Genomic DNA, 17,767 nt, shown 5'->3' on the forward strand with positions numbered 1-17,767 from the left:
ATCAATCGTCTGACGGCGGCACTAAATGGAATGTGACCAACACCGGCGTCAAGGCCTCTTTCCTGCCAAACCAATATCCAAAATTCGGCCAGTGCGTCCACAAGATTGCCCGCCATCCGCGGAAAAAGAACACGTTCTTCCTACAAAACCATCACGGCGTCTACCGCAGCCGCGATGGTGCTGAAACGTGGCAAGAGATCGAAAGCGGCCTGCCGTCAAACTTTGGCTTTGGCCTGACGGTCACCGATAGCGGGTCGGTCTTTATCGTTCCGCTCGATTCGGACGGCAAGCGTTTTACGTGACCCTCGACAACGCCTCTTTCCAGCGCGGTTTCCACCGCCAAATTAGTCTAAACGCGAATCTAGAGTCCTTAAAACGCAAAAGGGGAGGGGCTATGCGGCGTAAACGGCTGAGTGGGGGCTGGAACCCCCGTGTGGAACGGCGAGGTTTCAAGATCGCCTGGGGAACGATAGTTGGCCTGCTCATCGTGGGAGGCGTTGTGCTGGGAGTTCTGCATAACCGTCTCCAGTCCCGTGGGCAGGCAGATCCCGTACTTCTTGGAGCCCAACTGGTTGCGGGACCCGCTCAGGCAGTAGCCGCCCGTTCGAACCAGAGTGTCACCACGACCTGGCGTGGGCTTTTCGGGGGTGTGGCACTGGAGCGTGAGAATAGGCAACTAAAAGAAAAACTCGCGGCGCTTCAGCTGGAGACAGAGCGTCTTAAGTCGGTCGAGGCCCAGAACGAGCACCTGCAGCAGCTGCTAGCCTTTACGGCTCCCAAGTCGCCTAAGCCCATGGTTGCGGAAGTGATTGCCTGGCTACCGACAGCACTCGAGCAGTCCATAACACTGGGGCGTGGTAGCCGCGATGGTGTCGTCCGCGATCAAGTGGTCCGCACAGCGGAAGGACTGCTTGGCAAAATTACCGATGTTGGACTTTTTACTGCGAAGGTGCGCCTTCTGACCGACACCGACTCTGGCGTTGGGGCGACGGTCGGAGGGGGAGCTGCCTACGGAATTCTGCGGGGTGTTGAGCAAGGCAATAATAAGCTAGATCGTCGCCATGCACTTGACCTTGTGCATCTGGAGAGAACGGTGTCCATTAAACCTGGCGACATCGTTTCCACATCGGGACAAGGCGGAATTTTCCCTCCTGGGATTCCCATTGGAACGGTTACGACGGTTCAAGAGGACTCCACGCACTTACTGAAAATTGCGCGGGTGAGGCCCTTTAATCCCATGCCGGGGATGGTTCGCGAAGTTCTTATTCTGCCCACTCCGAAACTTCTACCCACTTCGAAACAGGACACGGAACAGCTGTGAGCCGTGGGACGATGATCACACCGACTACAGCAGCCGCAGCTGCCAGTGGCCCGCCTTCGTGGCAAGCAATCGTTCTTTATTTCCTGCTGCTTATGACCGGGGTTGGTCTCCAAGCGACCGTTTCGTCGCATCTGGGATTTCTAGGGGCACAACCGGACTTTCTCCTGGCACTGGCTCTCTGCGTCGCGCTACTAACCAATGCTCCCTTAGGGGCATCCGCAGGGTTTCTTTCCGGGTTGATGATGGCTGCGATCAGCGGCCAGACCATGGGAACGTATCTGGTCACCCGCACTGTCGCGGCCTGGCTTGTCGGTGGGCTGCGGAAGCGTTTTGTTCGCGCGGGAGTGCTGGTGACGCTCCTGGGGGTTGGGGTGGGAAGCCTTATTGCCGGGCTTCTTTACGGGCTGTCGGTTCCTCGAATCGGACTCTACCACTGGCTCTCTCTGACGTTTGTGGGAGCGGGATTGAACATGCTCGTCGCGTTGCCCATAGCCGTTTTGTTGCGCTGGCAGACACGCACCTGACTCCGGGAAATTGAACGAGTTCAAATTTAGAAGCAAATCTCATAATCTTTATTGATAAAATTCGCTTTACTTCTGACTGGACTCTCGTCTATAATTCAGTCATGGCAACAACAACCATTGAACGGGGGCAGCCAGGCAGCAAGGCGCTCTTCAAAGATACCTACTTTCTCCATAAGCTCCACTCTCTCTCCGGGGTGATTCCCATTGGTGCGTTTATGATTTTTCACCTAGTGGCGAACTCGTACTCCCTGCGTGGTGAGACGGAGTTTAACACGGCGGTGAAAGCGATTGGCTATGCTCCGTTTGTGGTCTTGCTGGAGATTGCGGTCATTGCTATTCCGATACTCTTCCATGCGATCTATGGCCTGTGGCTTGTGGCGGAGATGCCAGGGCCGGGTGGGAACACATCGCACTACGGCTACGGACGCAACTGGCTCTATGTCGCGCAACGCTGGACGGGAGTCCTGGCGCTTGCCTACATTCTCTACCATGTCTTCGACACGACAGCGGGGAAGTATCTCATTGAGCTGGCGGCCGGTAAAGAGAGTCATGAGAAAGGCTTTGCCTCGATTTCCTATGCCGCTATGGCGTGGCGCTTTGCGCGGCCCTGGTACCTTGTGATCTACCTGATCGGGGTGGGCTCCGCCACGTTTCATCTGGGTAATGGTGTGCTGAATTTTTGTGTGCGCTGGGGAATCACCATCGGCAAAGAGGCACAGAGGGCCGCTGCCGCTGTTGGTCTGCTTCTTGGGGTGGGCCTAGGGCTGCTGGGCTGGGCGATTGCCATTAACTTCGCGATCAAGGGACAGCCACTCGCCCAAAAGTACGACTCTCTTCAGGCACTGATCGACGGGCAAGTTGCCACGAAAGAGGCGGAGGCGAAGTAATATGGCAGGACCAACAAAAGCAAGAGTGATTGTCGTGGGAGGTGGGCTCGCGGGGCTCATGACCACGGTTAAGATCGCCGAGGCTGGTGGCAGTGTGGATCTCTTCTCCCTGGTTCCTGTCAAGCGCAGCCATAGTGTCTGTGCCCAGGGCGGTATCAACGGAGCGGTGAATACCAAAGGTGAGGATGACAGCCCGGGGCTGCACATTGACGATACGTGCTACGGGGGAGACTTTCTCGCCAATCAAACCCTGATCAAAAAGATGTGCGATGCCGCTCCAGGGATTATCTATCTTCTGGACCGCATGGGGGTGATGTTCAACCGGACTCCGGAGGGCCTTTTGGACTTTCGGCGCTTTGGAGGAACCCTCAAGCACCGTACCGCCTATGCCGGAGCCACGACCGGGCAACAACTTCTCTACGCACTGGACGAGCAAACACGCCGCGCTGAGGTTGAAGGACGGGTCAAGAAATTCGAGTTCTGGGAGTTTCTTGGGATTGTGCGCGATCAAGGCGGCACGGGCAAGTGCATCGGGATTGTCGCACAGGACCTGCGCTCCATGGAGATCAAGGCATTTCACGCCGATGCCGTGGTGCTCGCCACCGGCGGCCCCGGCATGGTCTTTGGAAAATCCACCAACTCCGTAATTAATACAGGGACGGCGGCCGGGGCGATCTTCCACCAGGGTGCCCGCTATGCCAATGGGGAGTTTGTTCAAGTTCACCCGACAGCGGTTCCCGGTGAAGACAAGCTCCGGCTGATCTCCGAGTCCGTCCGAGGCGAGGGGGGACGTGTCTGGGTTCCCAAGACGCCCGGCGACCCCCGTCAGGGACAGAGCATTCCCGAGAGCGAGCGACTCTATTTTCTGGAGGAGAAGTACCCCAAGTACGGTAACCTCGTGCCTCGCGATATCGCCACCCGCGAGATCTTCGCCAAGTGCGTTGATGAGAAAATGGGGGTCTTTGGAGAGAATCAGGTCTACCTTGATGTCACTCACCTCGACCGTAAGAAGCTGGACGAAAAGCTACGAGGCGTACTGGAAATCTATGAGAAATTCGTCGGCGATGACCCCCGGGATGTACCGATGCGTATCTTCCCCGCGGTGCACTACTCCATGGGCGGTATCTGGGTCAACGACGGCACTAACCCAGACTCCACGCCCTATCACATGACCAATATTGACGGGCTCTTCGCGGTGGGTGAGTGTGATTATCAGTACCACGGTGCCAACCGCTTGGGAGCGAACTCTCTGCTCTCCTGTCTGACAAGCGGGCAGATCACCGGGCCCGCTGTGGTCAAGTATGTTGATAATCTCAGTAAGCACACTGACGGCACGGAGTCCGAGCTAGCGGTGCAAGCTCGTGCACGCAGTGAGCAGTACGAGAAGATCAAGGGCATGAGCGGCTCCGAGAACCCCTTCTTGCTCTGGCGCGAGCTTGGTAGTGTCATGACCGAGAACGTGACTGTAGTGCGCTACAACAGCCGCCTACAGCATACACTGGAGAAACTCGACGAGTTGGAAGACCGCTACGAAAATATCGGTACCAGTGATGTGGGAGCCTGGTCCAACCAGACCATCCCCTTTACCCGCCAGCTTAAGAACATGTTGGTTCTGGCAAAAATTATCACGAAAGGTGCGCTTCTGCGCGATGAGAGCCGAGGGGCGCACTACAAGCCCGACTTTGTGCAGCGCGACGACGAGAACTTCCAGAAAACCACGATTGCGGAATTCGATCCCGCCAACCCGCGCGATCCGAAGATCAGCTACGAGTCAGTGGATCTCTCTCAGGTGAAGCCTCGCCTGCGCAACTACACGGCGAGCTAGGAAAAGAAAATGTCCGATGTTACCATACAAGTTACTGTTCTGCGGCAAAAAGACCCGGACTCTGCCTCTTACGAGGAGCTGTTCGATGTTGTGTACAAGCCGCGCATGAATGTGATCTCGGTTCTCATGGAGATTCAGGCGCATCCTGTCAATACTAAAGGCGAGAAAGTCGCTCCGGTGGCGTGGGATCAGGCGTGTCTGGAGGAAGTCTGCGGCTCCTGTACGGTGCGCGTGAATGGAAGAGTCAGGCAGGCCTGCTCCGCGCTCATTGACACTGTCGCGCCGCTGCAAGGCAACACACGCCGATTGCACCTGGCCCCCATGAGTAAGTTCCCTACCGTCCGCGATCTGGTGGTGGATCGCTCCCGGATGTTTGAGAATCTTAAAAAGATTCAGGCATGGATTCCTATTGATGGCACCTACGATCTTGGGCCAGGACAACGCATGTCGCAGAAAGACCAGCAGCTTGCCTACCACTTTTCTCAGTGCATGAGCTGTGGCTGCTGTGTTGAGGCATGCCCGCAGGTCAGTGAAAAATCGAACTTCATTGGACCCGCTGCCATTGGCCAGGTGCGACTCTTCAATGCACACCCGACCGGTAAGCTAAATGCGGACGAGCGCCTGGAAGCCATCTCTGGCGAGGATGGAATCGCAAGCTGCGGAAATGCTCAGAACTGTGTCCAGGTCTGCCCGAAAGATATTCCGCTCACACGAGCCATCGCGGAGATCAACCGGGACACGACTATCTATCGAATCAAGAAATGGCTTGGTAAGTAGCCCCGTCAAATAAAAAAAGCCCCACTGAAAACTCAGCGGGGCTTTTTTTGTTCTTTATTCTTCTCTGCGTCCAGGTAGGCTGGCGAGCGTGCGGATCCTCGCAATTGCCAGTTTCTGAATCCCGGAGGACAGATCTCCTTTTCTTCCTGCTTGTCCATACGATGCCCGAGCATCTGCATTATCCCCTAATCTCTCTTGAGCCTGAGCGAGCAGAAACCAGTCCGCTCCTGAGCCGCGTAGGTGCACCATATCCCGCCGGACACTGACCTCGTCACGAACTGCACTGGTGAAGCGCAGTAAGTGGGCGAGACCTGCCAGCGCGACGATTTCGTTTTCTTTGGAGATTGGCACAGAACGCACCACAATTTCAGTCTGAGTGCTACTCGATCCCCGAACACCGGTGCGGGCACCCGCCAGATCTGCCTGATAGCCCGCGATAAATTTCTCCGTCCAGCCCTCTGCCGCGATGGCCTGCAAGGTCTCTTGGGGATAGAGGGAGTGCTCGTTATTCAGTGCCTGCTTAAGCTCCATCTCCGCGGCTGGCCGGTCGTTTTTCTCAAGATAAGACTGGGCGAGTAGGCGACGCCAGAGCGCCTCGTTCTCCGGATCCTCCCGAAGAGCCTTCTGTAGTGTCCGCTGGGCATCGCCAGGGCGTTTTGCCGAGAGCTGTGCCTCCGCAAGTGCACGCTGGAGGCTAGGTCGTGCCGCAAATAATCCACCTTCCTCAGAGAGTTTGAGTGCGGACGCGTAAGAGTCGGCTGCTTCGGCAAAGCTGCCGGTCTTCATCTGGATGTCTGCAAGCGCTGCGACGGGGGTAGGGTCTTTGGGAGCCCGCTTCTGCGCATTTTTAAGATTGCTGACGGCGACGCTGGCCTGACCGAGAGCCATACTCGCCCGTGCCGCGCCGGTGGCCGCAGGAACCGCAACTGACTCTACCTGGCTGAGCTGATTGTAGAGCTTAAGTGCTCCGCTGTGGTTGCCGGACTGGAGCTGCGCATCGCCCATGGCCAGAAGCGCACGTGGGTTCGCCGGATCGGTCTTCAGAGCTCCTTCGAGTGTGAGAACCGCCTGGTTTGCCTTACCCTGAGCCAGATAGGAGAGTCCGAGATTAATTTTGGGCTTGGGCCAGTAAGGGGCGCTCCCGATGGCACGTCGGTACGAGAGTCCTGCTTCTTGGAACCGAAGCTCTATTTGCAGGGCATCTCCCTGAAGCAGAGCCAGTACAGGTGAGTTGGGGCATTGCTTGAGCGCCGCCTCAATGCGTTTCAGAGAGCCCGAGGCGTCGAGGCCAGGCTGACCTGGGCGGCTGAAACGCCGCACGGTGTCGAGATAAACCTGCTGGGCGGCACCTCGGTCACCGTATTCTTGAAGTGCTCCTTGTAGCAAGAGCGCCGTGATCAAATCGTCTTCCGCGATACGTGTGGCTTCACGGTACTGCTGGACGGCGAGTGCGGGGCTTCGGCGCAGGGCGGAGAGAGAGAGCCCCAGAGACCAGCGCACAACGAGTGCATTGGGAGCGGCTTCCATCGCCCGGATGTAGCTGCCTGTCGCGGCGGCGAATTCCCCGAGCCCCAAGCTCCTGTCGCCACTTTTTAGTTCGGCCAGCGCCTTGGCGGAGAGTCCGGCAGGCCGAATATCTACGGTGGGAGTCTGAAAGAGTATCATTGGAAGATCCCCAAGTTCGCTTCCCCACGAGCAGACGCGATGGCATCCGTTGGGGTACTGGTTGCCCGCTGCGCGGAGCTGCGCTCAAGCGCCTCGGCTTCTTTGACTTCTCGGTTAAACTCCGCTGTCTGGATATGCACGGCTCCAAGCTCCAGATGCGCGACCGCGTTGATCTTGGTCGGCAGTAACGTATCTTTAACCGTATCTTTAGCCGTGAGCGGAGGTAAATGCTTGCGCCGCGGGAAGACGGATGGCGTGGTGCGCCCGCCCCGGAGGGCAAAGGGGTCGCTGACAGGCTTATTCGAAGCTACCTTTGTCTCGGTTCGACGTGCCTGATTCAGGGCTGTGAGGGCTTTAGGCGCAGGTGGGGGAGTTGCTTGCGCCCCCGTGATCCTGTGGTTAATATTCGGACGTAAAATAGCCTGGGGCGTGTTCGGGACTCGCAGCACACCCTGAGGATACGCAACGAAGACCGCTGCTGCCGCCGCACCTGCCAGTGCCAAGCCACCTAGTGGGGCCAGTCGGCGCGAGTGGAACACGGGAGGGCGCGGAGCCTCACTCTGGATAGCTGCTTCGAGGCGTTCCCAGAGAAACGGTGACGAAGCAGCGGGCAAGGGGGCGGCTCCGCGGAGCGCTTTTACCAGGCGTTGCTGCATAACCCACTCCTGTTGGCAGTGGATGCAGGCCCCTAGGTGCCGCTCGACGCGCACCGCAAGTGTCTGAGGCAGCTCGCCTGAGGCGAGTGCTGCTAGTTTTGGTTGATACAGAAGGCAAAAGACGCCCATATTAAAATGATTCCCCCAGTACCGACCGCAGACGCTTACAGGCGTAATGGAGCCGGGACCAGACGGTGCCGACGGAGCAGCCGATGATCTGGCTGATCTCCTCGCACGATTTCCCATCGAAATAATGTAGCTGAACCACGATACGCTGTTTCTCGGGCAGGCACTGGACAGCATCGCGCAGCAGGCGCTCTCGCTCACTGCGCTGGGCTAAAGACTCCGGGTTTGTCTCCTCCGAAGCCTGCATCTGATCCAGACCTCCCCCCGTCTCTTCGGTCGGGAGGGGCTGCATCAGCTCCGGTTTAGAGCGCTGCTTGTGTTTAATCGCCGTATTGACGGCGATCCGGTAGAGCCAAGTAGAAAACTGACTCTCGCCTCGAAAGCGCGGCAGGCCACGCCACGCACGTAAAAAAAGTTCCTGGACGATATCATCTACATCGTCTGAGCGACGGGTCATCCGTGAGACGACCGCAGCCATCGGACGCTGGTAGCGGGCGACGAGGGTGCTGAAAGCATCCGTATCCCCTCCGGCTGCACGGCGTGCAAGCTCCGAGTCACCATGAAAGCTCACGTGGCGAACGGTCTCCGCCTCAGTAGTTGCTGAGGTTTTTCTTGTGCCAGTCATTGAGTAGGCCATCTCATCATATCCATGGAAACGCGTACCGTTCTTTTAATGTGATTCTCCACAGTAAAGAATCCTTCAAAATTAGACTGACTTTTTTCTTGATGCGTGCGCTCAAGGCCGGTATAATGCCAGATGAGGAGTGAATAGCCAACAGCAGGGAAGCAGGCAGTGACCTCAAGAGGGAGTGTTCCCTCACGTTGCCCGGCTGTGGTTTTTTTTCACCATCCCAAGAAAAGAGTGAGGACAACGTCGCGTGATCATCACGACGAGACCCGGTATGGATATACCTCGCATCAGCTTACTTCGGTACGCCGATCTTTCTGATCGCGAGATTGTCACTCGAGCCCAGGGGGGCGAAGCGGAAGCTGCAGAGTTTCTGCTTTACAAGTACCGCAACTTGGTCAAGACCAAAGTGAAGTCCTACTTCCTGGTAGGTGCGGAGAAAGATGACTTACTTCAGGTTGGAATGATCGGGCTCTGGCAGGCTGTGGTGGACTTCCGCTGCGATAAGGCAATCTCCTTCCCTGCGTTTGCCAAAGTCTGTATTCAGCGCCATATTATCACTGCCATCAAGACCGCCACACGGCAGAAACAGCAACCGCTCAACACTTCGCTCTCTCTGGAGAGCCCCTCGGAAGATCCTCTGGCCGACTGGAACCTCTCCGAGGTTCTAACAGGCGAGAATGCAATGGATCCTGAAGAGGTGGTGTTGCGTTGCGAAGACACACGGGAACTGCGGGATAATCTTCAGCGTCTGCTTTCCGAGTTCGAGTGGCTCGTCCTCTCGGGCTATCAGCTAGGCAAGTCCTATCGCGAGATTGCTGATGAGCTTGACTGCAAGACCAAGTCGGTTGACAATGCTCTTGCACGAATTAAGCGTAAGGTCTCCTGTATTGTCGTGGGAGATGCAGATCTCTCCGAGCTTCGCTTCTAAAATACAAATGCCTATTGCCTCCTGAAAAGGAGGCAGGTATACTCTGTATACTATTTCACTCTCCGAGAATAGGGGTGTGCTAATGGAAGGACGGTTGCATGGCGGAAGACGTGGCGGCACGGTTTCAGAGAGCAGTTCAACATCGAATCAACGGCGAGTATGATGAAGCGGTTTCTCTGTTCAAATCAGTGATCGCAGAGCAACCAAATAATGCGGACGCTTATCATGAGCTCGGGCTCGTCTACAGTTTTCTGGTGACAGACGACTGCTTGCCGACACTGGAGTATGCATGTAAGCTGGCCCCCCACAATCTGTTCTTCATCATGAGCTACGGAAAAGCCCTAGCGATGTTCGGTGAATTCGAACGTGCCAAACAAATGTTTCTATGGGTAATAAAAGCCGATCCTTTCAATGATGATGCACAACAACAGCTTGATTTTCTCAGTGCGTTCTAACTCATGAAGGCACGTGGGCTGATTGTTGCGTTTCTATTACTACTTCCCTTAACCCTATTCCATCGTACGCTTTTTCTCGGAGAAGCCTTTCTTCCTACGGATCAGCTCAAGCACCTAGCGCCCTGGAAGACGACGGAGACACTGCCTAGAGCCTGGAATGTCTTGCAATTTGATGGCATCGCACAGTTCTACCCCTGGCGAGTTCAGGTCGCACGAGAGTGGCGCTCAGGGCATCTACCCCTCATGAATCCCTACACCTTCTCAGGTGAGGGAGGAACCCCGCTCCTGGCAAACTCCCAGTCGGCACCCCTCTATCCCCCCAACTGGATCTTTGTCGCACTGGGCGAGCAGAATGTCTGGTATGGTTTTGGACTCTGTGCCGCCCTCCATCTTCTCCTGGCAGCCGTGGGAATCTACCGCCTTACCCGCGCACTAGGCGTCTCTCGGACGGGGGCGCTGCTCTCCTCCACGACGTTTTCTCTCTGCGCTCCCGTGATCTGCTGGCTCAACTTGCCCACCTTTTTATGCGCCACTGCCTGGCTCCCCTGGCTCCTGCTGGCGATTGCGCGAGGCAAGGCGCTTGATGCGGGTCTACTGGGCGGGCTGGTGCTCCTCTCGGGGCATCTCCAGGTGGCACTTTTTGTGCTCCTGACCGCCGGAGCCTACGCCCTGGTGCTTCATGGGCGAAAGCCACGTGGCTGGGGAGGAATGCTTGCTGCGGGAACACTTGCTCTCTGCCTGGCCGCCCCGCAAGTTCTCCCCTCACTGGAGCTTTCCAAACTTTCCCACCGTGCCGCGGCAGGGCGTCCCAACCTAGACCTTTTTCAAACGAAGAGCGCCTATGGCCTACCTCCGCAGAGCCTGTTGACCTTCACGGTTCCGAATTTCTTTGGAAACCCGAGTTTGGGAGCAGGGGGTTACTGGAATACAAATTACTCCCGCGATGGAAGACCCATCAATAATAACTACGCGGAGTGGGCCAACTATGTCGGAATACTCCCACTCCTCTTGGCACTCCTCGGGGCGCTGGCTGCACGCCCGGCGCGATTCTTTGCGGTGCTTGCGCTCTATACTCTCTTCATGGCCTTTGGAACGTGGGCCAATCTCCCGTTCTTTTTTCTCGTTCCCGGTTGGATGCAGACCGATAACCCTGGCCGTGTCCTCGTGATCTCCGCCCTTGCGCTCGCACTGCTGGCCGGTTTTGGACTCGATGCGCTCAAGACTGCCTCGATTCGTCTACGGGGTGGCGTGCTAGTGGCCGTTATTTTTTCCATGGCAATCGGGCTGGCCCTGGCGATGAATGTTGCTGGGACAGATTGGGCGGCAGTCTTTGCGGAGGCACAGCCCGGATTTCTACTTGCGCTCGTCTGGCTTGCGCTGGGAGCCGCGATATTGTTTCTGGGGCCGCGCCAGAGCTTGGTTCGGCCTGTCGCTGTCGGGCTGACGCTGCTGGAACTACTCGCCTGGGGCTGGGGCTACAACCCCACTCTGCCCGCACGCGAGGTCTATCCCGTAACGCCTGGCATTTCCTGGCTCCAGAAACACGCCAAAAACGCACTGATTGCTCCTCTAAATACGCGCTGGAGCAATAGCCACGAAGCGCCCCAGAACGCGGTTCTCCCCCCTAACGCCCTCACGGTCTATGGCCTCCATGATATTGCTGGCTACGACTCGCTGTTCTATAAAAAATCCAAAGAGCACATTGAGCAGGCGACCGGCGGCGCTAATCCCAGCCCACAAGAGAACGGCAATATCGTCTTTATCAAGAGCATAGATGCCGCCGTCGCTCTTGGGGCGAAGTATATCGTCGTCGCGCCAGGTCGCGAGGTGCTTACGGAGCTCCCCGTTGCTTACTCGGAGTCCGATATGGTGATCTACTACAACGCCGCCGGCCACGATGCCCCGCCGCCGGACCCTACGGTTCCTGGCTCGCTGAAGCTTGGGTTGGTACTGGCTGGCTTGGCGCTGCTGGCCTACAGCTCGGCAAGCATTGCAAAAGCCCGCTCGAAGTCATCCTCGGTGTTGTAGTAGGCCATCGAGAGGCGCAGGGCGTCGAACTCTGGCACGGGCCGAAGAAAGGCGCGTTTTTCTTGGAGCATCTTGCCCGCAAACGCGCCGATCTGCTCGCCTGTCTTCCCCGTGATGGTGATACTTGCCAGTGCTGAGGATTTCTCAAACTCCTGAGGTGTGATGAGCGTGAAGCGCTCCGGCATCTCTGAAATCCGCCGCTTGACATACGCCGTGAGCGCCTGCTGCCGCGCCCAGATATTCTTAAATTCTAGCCCTTCCAGCCAGTCTAGCGCCGCGTGCATTGTCGCCAGCACTTGCGCGGGGCGTGTGGCCGCAAGATCAAAACGCTGCGCTCCGGGTGCCCACGAGCCGTGCTCGGAAAAGTTCATCGTTCCCATCCCGACCATGACGGGCGTCAGCTCATTAGTGAAACCCGCCCGCACGTAGAGCAGCCCGACCCCGTTGGGGCCAAAGAGCCACTTGTGTCCGTTAGTGATGTAGAGATCGCAGCCAATCTCCTTCAGGTTAATCGGAAGCTGCCCCGCCGCCTGTGCGCCATCAATGTAGCTGACAATCCCCCGCGCCCTCGCCCAGTCTGAGAGCGCCTTTGGGTCCGTGCGCAGCCCGGTATTGCAGCAGATATGTGACGCGACAACCAGCCTCGTTCCCGCCGTGACATTCTGCTCCAGCGAGGTAATCATCGCCTCGGTGTCTTCCGACAAGACATAGCGGATCAGCCGCGCCTTGCCGATCTTCTCTAAGTAGCCAAAGAGCATGTTCGTGGTAGGGTACTCGTGGTCCGAGATCAGGACATCCACGGGCGCATCCCAGCGCTCCCACGGCAGGGCCAGCGCGACATTGAGGCTGACGGTCGCGTTGCCCGTAAACGCCAGCTCGCTATCGTCGCAGCCGAAGAAACCTGCTAGGCGTGCCCGTGCGCTCGCGGCCTTTTGCTGCATCTCGCAGTAGCCCAGGTACCCGCCGACTTCAACACGCTTGGTATTCTCCAGCAATGCCTCGACCACGGGAGCAGCGCAGATCCCCTTCGTGCCGGAGTTGACTTGGAGAGTCTCCGAGAGTGCGGGCATCCCCGCTCGGATGTGTTCGATATTCATGCGTCCCATCTTACCGGAACGTGTGCAATCCGTCTATGCAGGTGAGCGATCCTTGTTCATGAGGCGGGCTACACCTGCTGGCGCTGGCCGAGTGGGGACTCGATGTAGGGGAAAAGAAGCCAGTAGGGGACGAGCTCTATGCCTCCCTTATCGCCAAACTCCGCGATACAGGGCAGGATGGCGCTAGTGAGATAGCCGGAAGAGAGGAGGCCAGGGTGGACGAACAGATCGCAGCAGTAGACCGGGGAGCCGTCGGTGAGGGCGAGTGGGAGCTTCTGGCGGCGGTAGCGGACGGGATGCTCTCGGCGCGTTGTCTGTTCCGCCCAGCGCTGTGCCAGGTGCTGCATGTACTCCCGATCCCCGGAAACCTCGGGCTGGAAGCTGATGAGAACCTGACAGGGGTGTTTTTTCGAGCCGGGCCGGTAGAGCGCATCACTTGCACGAATCAGATAGCCGTTCACACGCTGGCCCTGCGCGGCGATCTCCCGAACACGTACGGACAGCCCACGCTCACGCTGTGTCTGGAAAAGCTGCGCGACTCCCCAGCCCATCAGCCAGAGTCCCAGAGGAAAAAGAGGTGACGCGTACAGCTTGCTCCAGAGCAAGGCAATGCCCACGCAGAGGACGAGAGTCAGGATCCCCCCGACGATTGCCAGTGTTCCCTGCACAGGGCGGCGATCCGGCACCGGTTTTTCATCATCAAGAAATGTCAGAAAGCGTTCATTGAGGCTGGTCATAGGGCTTCAATTATTGTATCGGTTTTTCCGAGGAATTGTTTCACGCCCGTGCGCATAATCTTTAGAGGCGCCTCCTGCCCGGTCCAGCGTGTGAAGGAGATCGCTCCCTGTTGCACGAGCATCTCGATTCCGTTTTGCGTGCCGCAGCCGTGTTGCTGCGCCCGTGCTAACAAGCGGGTTTGTGCGGGGTTGTAGATGAGATCGGTTACAAAAAGATCGGGGTGAAGGGCATCTTCGGGCACGGGCGGCTGCTCGGTGTGGTTCGGGTGCATCCCGATACTGGTGGTGTTGACAAGCAAAGATGCGTCTCGTAGTGCCTCGCGGAGTGGGGCTTCTTCCAGTGGGAGGGCACCCGCAGCCCCGAAGCGTGTTACGAGCTCTTCGGCACGCTCGACGGTGCGGTTGGCGACAAGAACTCGGATGCCAGACTGTACCAGGGCGTCCACGACCGCACGGGCACTCCCCCCCGCACCCAGGACGACAGCCGTCATGCTGGGCGTCAGTGCAATGGGAAGAGCCGCCAGAAAACCGGGGCCGTCGGTGGAGTCGCCGCAGAGCTTGTCACCCTCCCAGAAGAGCGTGTTCACAGCTCCTAGGCGCTCCGCTCGCTCCGTTAGTCGGTCAAGGAACTCAATAATGCGCTCTTTCAAGGGGACAGTTACATTAACGCCCACCATTCCCAGTGCACGCACGCCTGCAACGGCTTGCTTGAGGTTCTCCGGGGAGACCGCGAACGGGACATAGACAAAGTCCAGCCCGAGAGCTTCAAACGCCGCATTGTGCATCGCCGGGGAGGCGGAGTGTGTCACCGGCCAGCCCCACACGCCACAAACCTTCGTGGTGCCGCGAATCAATCGCGCACCTCAAGCACTTTGATGGTGTAGTTGCCCATGTCGGCGGCGATGTTTGCGATGTCCGTGATCTCCCCCTCGGCCAGCTTGAGGTGTGTGGCATCCGCGAAGGGCGCTCCCCAGGTCGGCTCCAGTGCGACCCAGAGATCCGCTCCACGGGCATCCTGGCCGACACAGACTTCCGGCCACGCGTGGTACAAAAACATCCCGTTGGCATAGGCCAGGCCGGTACACTGCTTGGTCGGGAGCCCGATCGCACGCGCAAGAGTCGTGAAGTAAGTCGTGTAGTCCCGGCAGACCCCGCGCGGGTCTTTGCGAATGTCTTGCGCCGTTCGCACCGCCAGAATACTGGGGTCTGGCTTTATGGTCTTGTGGGTATGTTCTGTGAGCAGCTGCGCCACTTTCGCCGCGTCGGTCTCACTTCCGATGACCCTGCGGGCCAGTGTCTTAAACGAGGGATCATCACAGGGGACGAACTGTGTTGCGCTCAGGAAGCGTTTTAAGCGTTCCGGGGCGGCGTCACGCACGGCGAACACGGGCACGGTTGGCTCGGTCGGCAGATCCAGAACGGTGACAATGACACGGAGGGTCTTCTCGTTTTTTTCTTCCCCAGGAATCGGAAGCGCTTCCCAGCCTTGTACGGAGTCCTTGGGGGGAAGGGGACGGGTGACTCGACCTAGCTCGTACACGGCATAGTGCGACGTTCGTGCGGCTTTTTCAAGGGATGCCCCGCTGGGACGCACCCCAATTGAGTCGGCGAGGTCAATATTCTTACCGGTCATCAGCGCCAGCTCTCGTGGCAGGCGGCGAATCTCAATTCCCAGAGCAACACGCGACAGGAGCAGCTCACCGTCCTCATTGACATAGGATGTCGAGGGGACGCTGGAGGTTGTCTGCATCTTGTAGGCGGTGACGGCCTTCCCCTGAACAACCACGGTTTCTTTTGCGCCGACCAGGATCTCGATGTCCACCAGGGTCTGGGTGTCCGACGAGAAAGCTTTCCCTTTAACACGGGTTCCCGGCACGGGTTTCTGGCTTGGGCCATCCGAGGGATCGCGCACAAACGACTCGCCCGGCTTGAGCGTGAGTGTCCCAGACTTGACGACGCCCTGCACCGTGGCCGTAAAGCTCACCGAGTTTGCCGTGTAGGTGGCTTTTATCTCCGTCACCCGCCCGGACGCCTCCGTACGGGACTCCTCGGCGAGCGTGACACCCGTCTTTGGATCCAGGTAGACTACCGCGCTCGTTGTGATGGCACCATCCGCACCCAACAGAGCGATGTTCATCACGGAGCGCACGAGAACCTTGACAGCGGGCTTGCCTTTATAACGGGCCATGCTATCGGTTTCCTGGTACATGTGCCCCAGCTTGCTCTCTTTCAGAAAGATGCCAAAATAAACCGCTTTGGGCGCACCAGGCATCTGTGCAAACCCTGGTAAAGCAAGCAACACGACCAGAAACGCGGCGAAGAGTCGGTTCATGGGCTATTGTATCGCCCCCGTTCATGGGGGTGGGTTAGGGAGTTTACGGAAAAAGAAACGTCAGCGCGTCTTGGATGTGTGTGTCCCAGTACTCCCAGGTGTGCGCTCCCGGAAACTCCTCGTACTCGTGCAGGATGCCGTGCTCGGTGAGAAAGGCGTTAAACGCGCGGTTGTCTTCCAGGAGAAAGTCTTCGGTGCCGCAGTCAATGCGCAGCTCAGGGAGTGTTCCCGCGGCCTGGTTCGTCTGCGCCAGGGCGTAGAGATCACAGGGGCCGCCCTTGTAGCCCTCCCCGACCACCCGCGCGAACTCGGAGGTGCGGGGGTCTTCCCAGTTCGGATCTTTATGGCCAAAACCCATCGCGCCCGAGAGACTGTGCGCCGCTCGGAAGCGCTCAGGATAGGCGAGGGCGAGCCGCACAGCACCGTAGCCGCCCATGGAGAGCCCCGCAATCACGCGCCCCGCACGGCTTGCTTGCGTCGGGAACGTCTTATCTATCCGATCCACCAGCTCCTCGCCAATCGCTTTCCCGTACGCATAGCCTGCCGCCGCATCGGCGTAGAACCCGCGCCCCCCATCGGGCATTACCACAATCACCGGGAGATTTGCGACATAGCGCTCGATCGCCGTGCGCCGCAGCCAGATCGTGTGGTTGTCCGAGAGACCGTGCAGCAGATAGAGAACGGGAAACGGGCCCTCACCGACCTCGGGAAGAAGTACGTACGCCGCCGTTTGCTTGCCCAGGGCGTTGGAGAAGTAGTGGTAGTCCAGAAATGCCATGCCACTATTCTACCGTAGGCGCTCCCGAAGAGGCACCTGCCTAAGCCAACTCCAGTCATGGGTTGAGCGGGGGCAAAATTCCCGCCTTGCAAAATGTGTAGTGAAGCATTTTCATACGGATTGTACTCCATAACCCTGTGAAGGATCGTGAGAAGACTAAGTCTATAAAACGGTTCCAGAAGCAAGAAAAAACGGTCTCGATGCGCTCGCGGATGCAAGATATCAGAGGCCGTAACCGCTTGGGTGCATGCGAACGAGTCACTAATATAACACCGTATTGCTCTGCTAGAAGAGGTTCCAGTTCTTTGGAATCACGGTAACCCAAATCTGCGATCAAAATACTCTCTGGCTCTAAACCTTCAGCAAGAGCAGCAGCAACATCACGATCATCCCAGTTTCCAGGCGTTAAGAACGCTCCTAGGATTGTACCGTCACTGTGGGCAAGCAGATGTAGTTTGAAACCAAAGTACCAACCTGCCTTATTCTTTCCGAAGTAGGCTCCTTGGTCACGGAGAAGACGAACTTTGCAGTGTCGAATTAGCTTGCAGACAGGAATAGGTTTACTGTCTATCAGAAATACGTTGCCATCTCCCGCACTTCTAAGGGCAATTTTCATTGTCATCATTCCGATAAAAGAACCCAGGGCATGAAGACGGGCGATGAATTGTGCATAGCTGGGTAGTTTAGGAAAAGCTTTGGCAAAGAAATTCTTAGTGAGCAGATAGGCACGTTTGAGATTGGACACTCCGAAGATAGGCTGCATCAAGGCAATGGTAATGACCTCAGCATCGGTAAACTCGGGCTGGTCATTGTTGGAATTTCGCCAGTTTGCCAGCTTTGGATTTTGCTTGAGGAAGTCATCTGTCTGACAGAAAACAGATGTCATTTGATACTCTATGGTAATGGGGCCATCTAAAACAGTGTCTGATTGGGCTATACTCATGGGGAAACTCCTGGGGTAGGTTTGGTTGTCAAACTCATTCTACACCGGGAGTTTCAA

At 57.4% G+C, this 17,767-nt stretch carries 17 protein-coding genes and 1 pseudogene; 9 read left to right on the forward strand and 9 right to left on the reverse strand.

The features are described from left to right. From ACH2ED_RS15305 to sdhB, 6 genes and pseudogenes are all read left to right on the forward strand, one after another. A pseudogene (locus ACH2ED_RS15305) lies at positions 1 to 302 on the forward strand (exo-alpha-sialidase); the annotation flags it as partial. A 92-nt stretch (positions 303 to 394) separates the two neighbouring features. Beyond that, entirely contained in the window at positions 395 to 1,321 is a 927-nt protein-coding gene (mreC, locus tag ACH2ED_RS15310; protein ID WP_395092835.1) for a rod shape-determining protein MreC, read from the forward strand. Continuing rightward, positions 1,318 to 1,845 (forward strand): hypothetical protein, encoded by a 528-nt coding sequence (locus ACH2ED_RS15315; protein WP_395092838.1) that lies wholly within the window; start codon positions 1,318 to 1,320, stop codon positions 1,843 to 1,845. Before mreC ends, ACH2ED_RS15315 begins: the two co-directional genes overlap by 4 nt. A gap of 101 nt (positions 1,846 to 1,946) precedes the next feature. Continuing rightward, positions 1,947 to 2,732, forward strand: a complete 786-nt coding sequence (locus ACH2ED_RS15320; RefSeq protein WP_395092840.1) for a succinate dehydrogenase — start codon at positions 1,947 to 1,949, stop codon at positions 2,730 to 2,732. Position 2,733: 1 nt separating this feature from the next. After that, entirely contained in the window at positions 2,734 to 4,557 is a 1,824-nt protein-coding gene (gene sdhA / locus ACH2ED_RS15325) for a succinate dehydrogenase flavoprotein subunit (protein WP_395092843.1), read from the forward strand. A gap of 9 nt (positions 4,558 to 4,566) precedes the next feature. Then, positions 4,567 to 5,334, forward strand: coding sequence for a succinate dehydrogenase iron-sulfur subunit (sdhB, locus tag ACH2ED_RS15330; protein WP_395092846.1), 768 nt, complete (start codon positions 4,567 to 4,569; stop codon positions 5,332 to 5,334). A 54-nt stretch (positions 5,335 to 5,388) separates the two neighbouring features. Here the strand turns inward: sdhB and ACH2ED_RS15335 are convergent, their stop codons facing one another. Genes ACH2ED_RS15335 through ACH2ED_RS15345 form a run of 3 tightly spaced genes read right to left on the reverse strand, consistent with a single transcriptional unit; the run spans position 5,389 to position 8,406 of the window. Then, complete coding sequence (locus ACH2ED_RS15335) at positions 5,389 to 6,999, reverse strand: tetratricopeptide repeat protein (RefSeq protein ID WP_395092849.1); 1,611 nt, start codon at positions 6,997 to 6,999, stop codon at positions 5,389 to 5,391. After that, positions 6,996 to 7,784, reverse strand: a complete 789-nt coding sequence (locus ACH2ED_RS15340) for an anti-sigma factor family protein (RefSeq protein ID WP_395092852.1) — start codon at positions 7,782 to 7,784, stop codon at positions 6,996 to 6,998. Before ACH2ED_RS15340 ends, ACH2ED_RS15335 begins: the two co-directional genes overlap by 4 nt. A 1-nt stretch (position 7,785) precedes the next feature. Beyond that, a complete protein-coding gene (locus ACH2ED_RS15345) occupies positions 7,786 to 8,406 on the reverse strand; it encodes a sigma-70 family RNA polymerase sigma factor (protein ID WP_395092855.1) in 621 nt (206 codons plus the stop codon). A 277-nt stretch (positions 8,407 to 8,683) separates the two neighbouring features. Here ACH2ED_RS15345 and sigH point away from each other — a divergent pair, with 277 nt between their 5' ends. From sigH to ACH2ED_RS15360, 3 genes are all read left to right on the forward strand, one after another. Beyond that, positions 8,684 to 9,340, forward strand: coding sequence for an RNA polymerase sporulation sigma factor SigH (gene sigH / locus ACH2ED_RS15350; protein ID WP_309687517.1), 657 nt, complete (start codon positions 8,684 to 8,686; stop codon positions 9,338 to 9,340). A 98-nt stretch (positions 9,341 to 9,438) separates the two neighbouring features. Beyond that, positions 9,439 to 9,795 carry a tetratricopeptide repeat protein gene (locus ACH2ED_RS15355; RefSeq protein ID WP_395092857.1) on the forward strand — a complete coding sequence of 119 codons (357 nt, stop codon included), beginning with the start codon at positions 9,439 to 9,441 and terminating at the stop codon, positions 9,793 to 9,795. A 3-nt stretch (positions 9,796 to 9,798) separates the two neighbouring features. After that, positions 9,799 to 11,823 (forward strand): hypothetical protein, encoded by a 2,025-nt coding sequence (locus ACH2ED_RS15360; protein WP_395092860.1) that lies wholly within the window; start codon positions 9,799 to 9,801, stop codon positions 11,821 to 11,823. Here ACH2ED_RS15360 and ACH2ED_RS15365 read toward each other — a convergent pair. The 6 genes from ACH2ED_RS15365 to ACH2ED_RS15390 form a co-directional block, all read right to left on the reverse strand. Then, positions 11,769 to 12,920 (reverse strand): aminotransferase class V-fold PLP-dependent enzyme, encoded by a 1,152-nt coding sequence (locus ACH2ED_RS15365; protein ID WP_395092862.1) that lies wholly within the window; start codon positions 12,918 to 12,920, stop codon positions 11,769 to 11,771. The two genes, ACH2ED_RS15360 and ACH2ED_RS15365, sit on opposite strands and share 55 nt — an antisense overlap. Positions 12,921 to 12,988: 68 nt before the next feature. Further along, positions 12,989 to 13,657 carry a hypothetical protein gene (locus tag ACH2ED_RS15370; RefSeq protein WP_395092865.1) on the reverse strand — a complete coding sequence of 223 codons (669 nt, stop codon included), beginning with the start codon at positions 13,655 to 13,657 and terminating at the stop codon, positions 12,989 to 12,991. Beyond that, positions 13,654 to 14,511 (reverse strand): shikimate dehydrogenase, encoded by an 858-nt coding sequence (gene aroE, locus ACH2ED_RS15375; RefSeq protein WP_395092868.1) that lies wholly within the window; start codon positions 14,509 to 14,511, stop codon positions 13,654 to 13,656. The genes ACH2ED_RS15370 and aroE overlap by 4 nt, the downstream gene beginning before the upstream one ends. Beyond that, positions 14,508 to 15,989, reverse strand: coding sequence for a transglutaminase family protein (locus tag ACH2ED_RS15380; protein WP_395092870.1), 1,482 nt, complete (start codon positions 15,987 to 15,989; stop codon positions 14,508 to 14,510). The genes aroE and ACH2ED_RS15380 overlap by 4 nt, the downstream gene beginning before the upstream one ends. Positions 15,990 to 16,032: 43 nt before the next feature. Then, complete coding sequence (locus ACH2ED_RS15385; protein WP_395092873.1) at positions 16,033 to 16,767, reverse strand: alpha/beta hydrolase; 735 nt, start codon at positions 16,765 to 16,767, stop codon at positions 16,033 to 16,035. 55 nt (positions 16,768 to 16,822) lie between these two features. Further along, the gene (locus tag ACH2ED_RS15390; protein ID WP_395092876.1) at positions 16,823 to 17,653 is read right to left on the reverse strand and encodes an IS982 family transposase; all 831 of its coding nucleotides are present in this window, start codon (positions 17,651 to 17,653) and stop codon (positions 16,823 to 16,825) included. Positions 17,654 to 17,767 lie beyond the last annotated feature (114 nt).

Origin of the sequence: Armatimonas sp., from assembly GCF_043757465.1 — a bacterium.
GTDB lineage: Bacteria > Armatimonadota > Armatimonadia > Armatimonadales > Armatimonadaceae > Armatimonas.

Coding starts and splice junctions, on each gene's coding strand:
- mreC (WP_395092835.1), top strand. CDS start 395: ATGCGGCGTAAACGGCTGAGTGGGGGCTGGAACCCCCGTGTGGAACGG.
- ACH2ED_RS15320 (WP_395092840.1), top strand. CDS start 1,947: ATGGCAACAACAACCATTGAACGGGGGCAGCCAGGCAGCAAGGCGCTC.
- sdhA (WP_395092843.1), top strand. CDS start 2,734: ATGGCAGGACCAACAAAAGCAAGAGTGATTGTCGTGGGAGGTGGGCTC.
- sdhB (WP_395092846.1), top strand. CDS start 4,567: ATGTCCGATGTTACCATACAAGTTACTGTTCTGCGGCAAAAAGACCCG.
- ACH2ED_RS15335 (WP_395092849.1), bottom strand. CDS start 6,999: ATGATACTCTTTCAGACTCCCACCGTAGATATTCGGCCTGCCGGACTC.
- ACH2ED_RS15340 (WP_395092852.1), bottom strand. CDS start 7,784: ATGGGCGTCTTTTGCCTTCTGTATCAACCAAAACTAGCAGCACTCGCC.
- ACH2ED_RS15345 (WP_395092855.1), bottom strand. CDS start 8,406: ATGACTGGCACAAGAAAAACCTCAGCAACTACTGAGGCGGAGACCGTT.
- sigH (WP_309687517.1), top strand. CDS start 8,684: ATGGATATACCTCGCATCAGCTTACTTCGGTACGCCGATCTTTCTGAT.
- ACH2ED_RS15355 (WP_395092857.1), top strand. CDS start 9,439: ATGGCGGAAGACGTGGCGGCACGGTTTCAGAGAGCAGTTCAACATCGA.
- ACH2ED_RS15360 (WP_395092860.1), top strand. CDS start 9,799: ATGAAGGCACGTGGGCTGATTGTTGCGTTTCTATTACTACTTCCCTTA.
- ACH2ED_RS15365 (WP_395092862.1), bottom strand. CDS start 12,920: ATGAATATCGAACACATCCGAGCGGGGATGCCCGCACTCTCGGAGACT.
- ACH2ED_RS15370 (WP_395092865.1), bottom strand. CDS start 13,657: ATGACCAGCCTCAATGAACGCTTTCTGACATTTCTTGATGATGAAAAA.
- ACH2ED_RS15380 (WP_395092870.1), bottom strand. CDS start 15,989: ATGAACCGACTCTTCGCCGCGTTTCTGGTCGTGTTGCTTGCTTTACCA.
- ACH2ED_RS15385 (WP_395092873.1), bottom strand. CDS start 16,767: ATGGCATTTCTGGACTACCACTACTTCTCCAACGCCCTGGGCAAGCAA.
- ACH2ED_RS15390 (WP_395092876.1), bottom strand. CDS start 17,653: ATGACATCTGTTTTCTGTCAGACAGATGACTTCCTCAAGCAAAATCCA.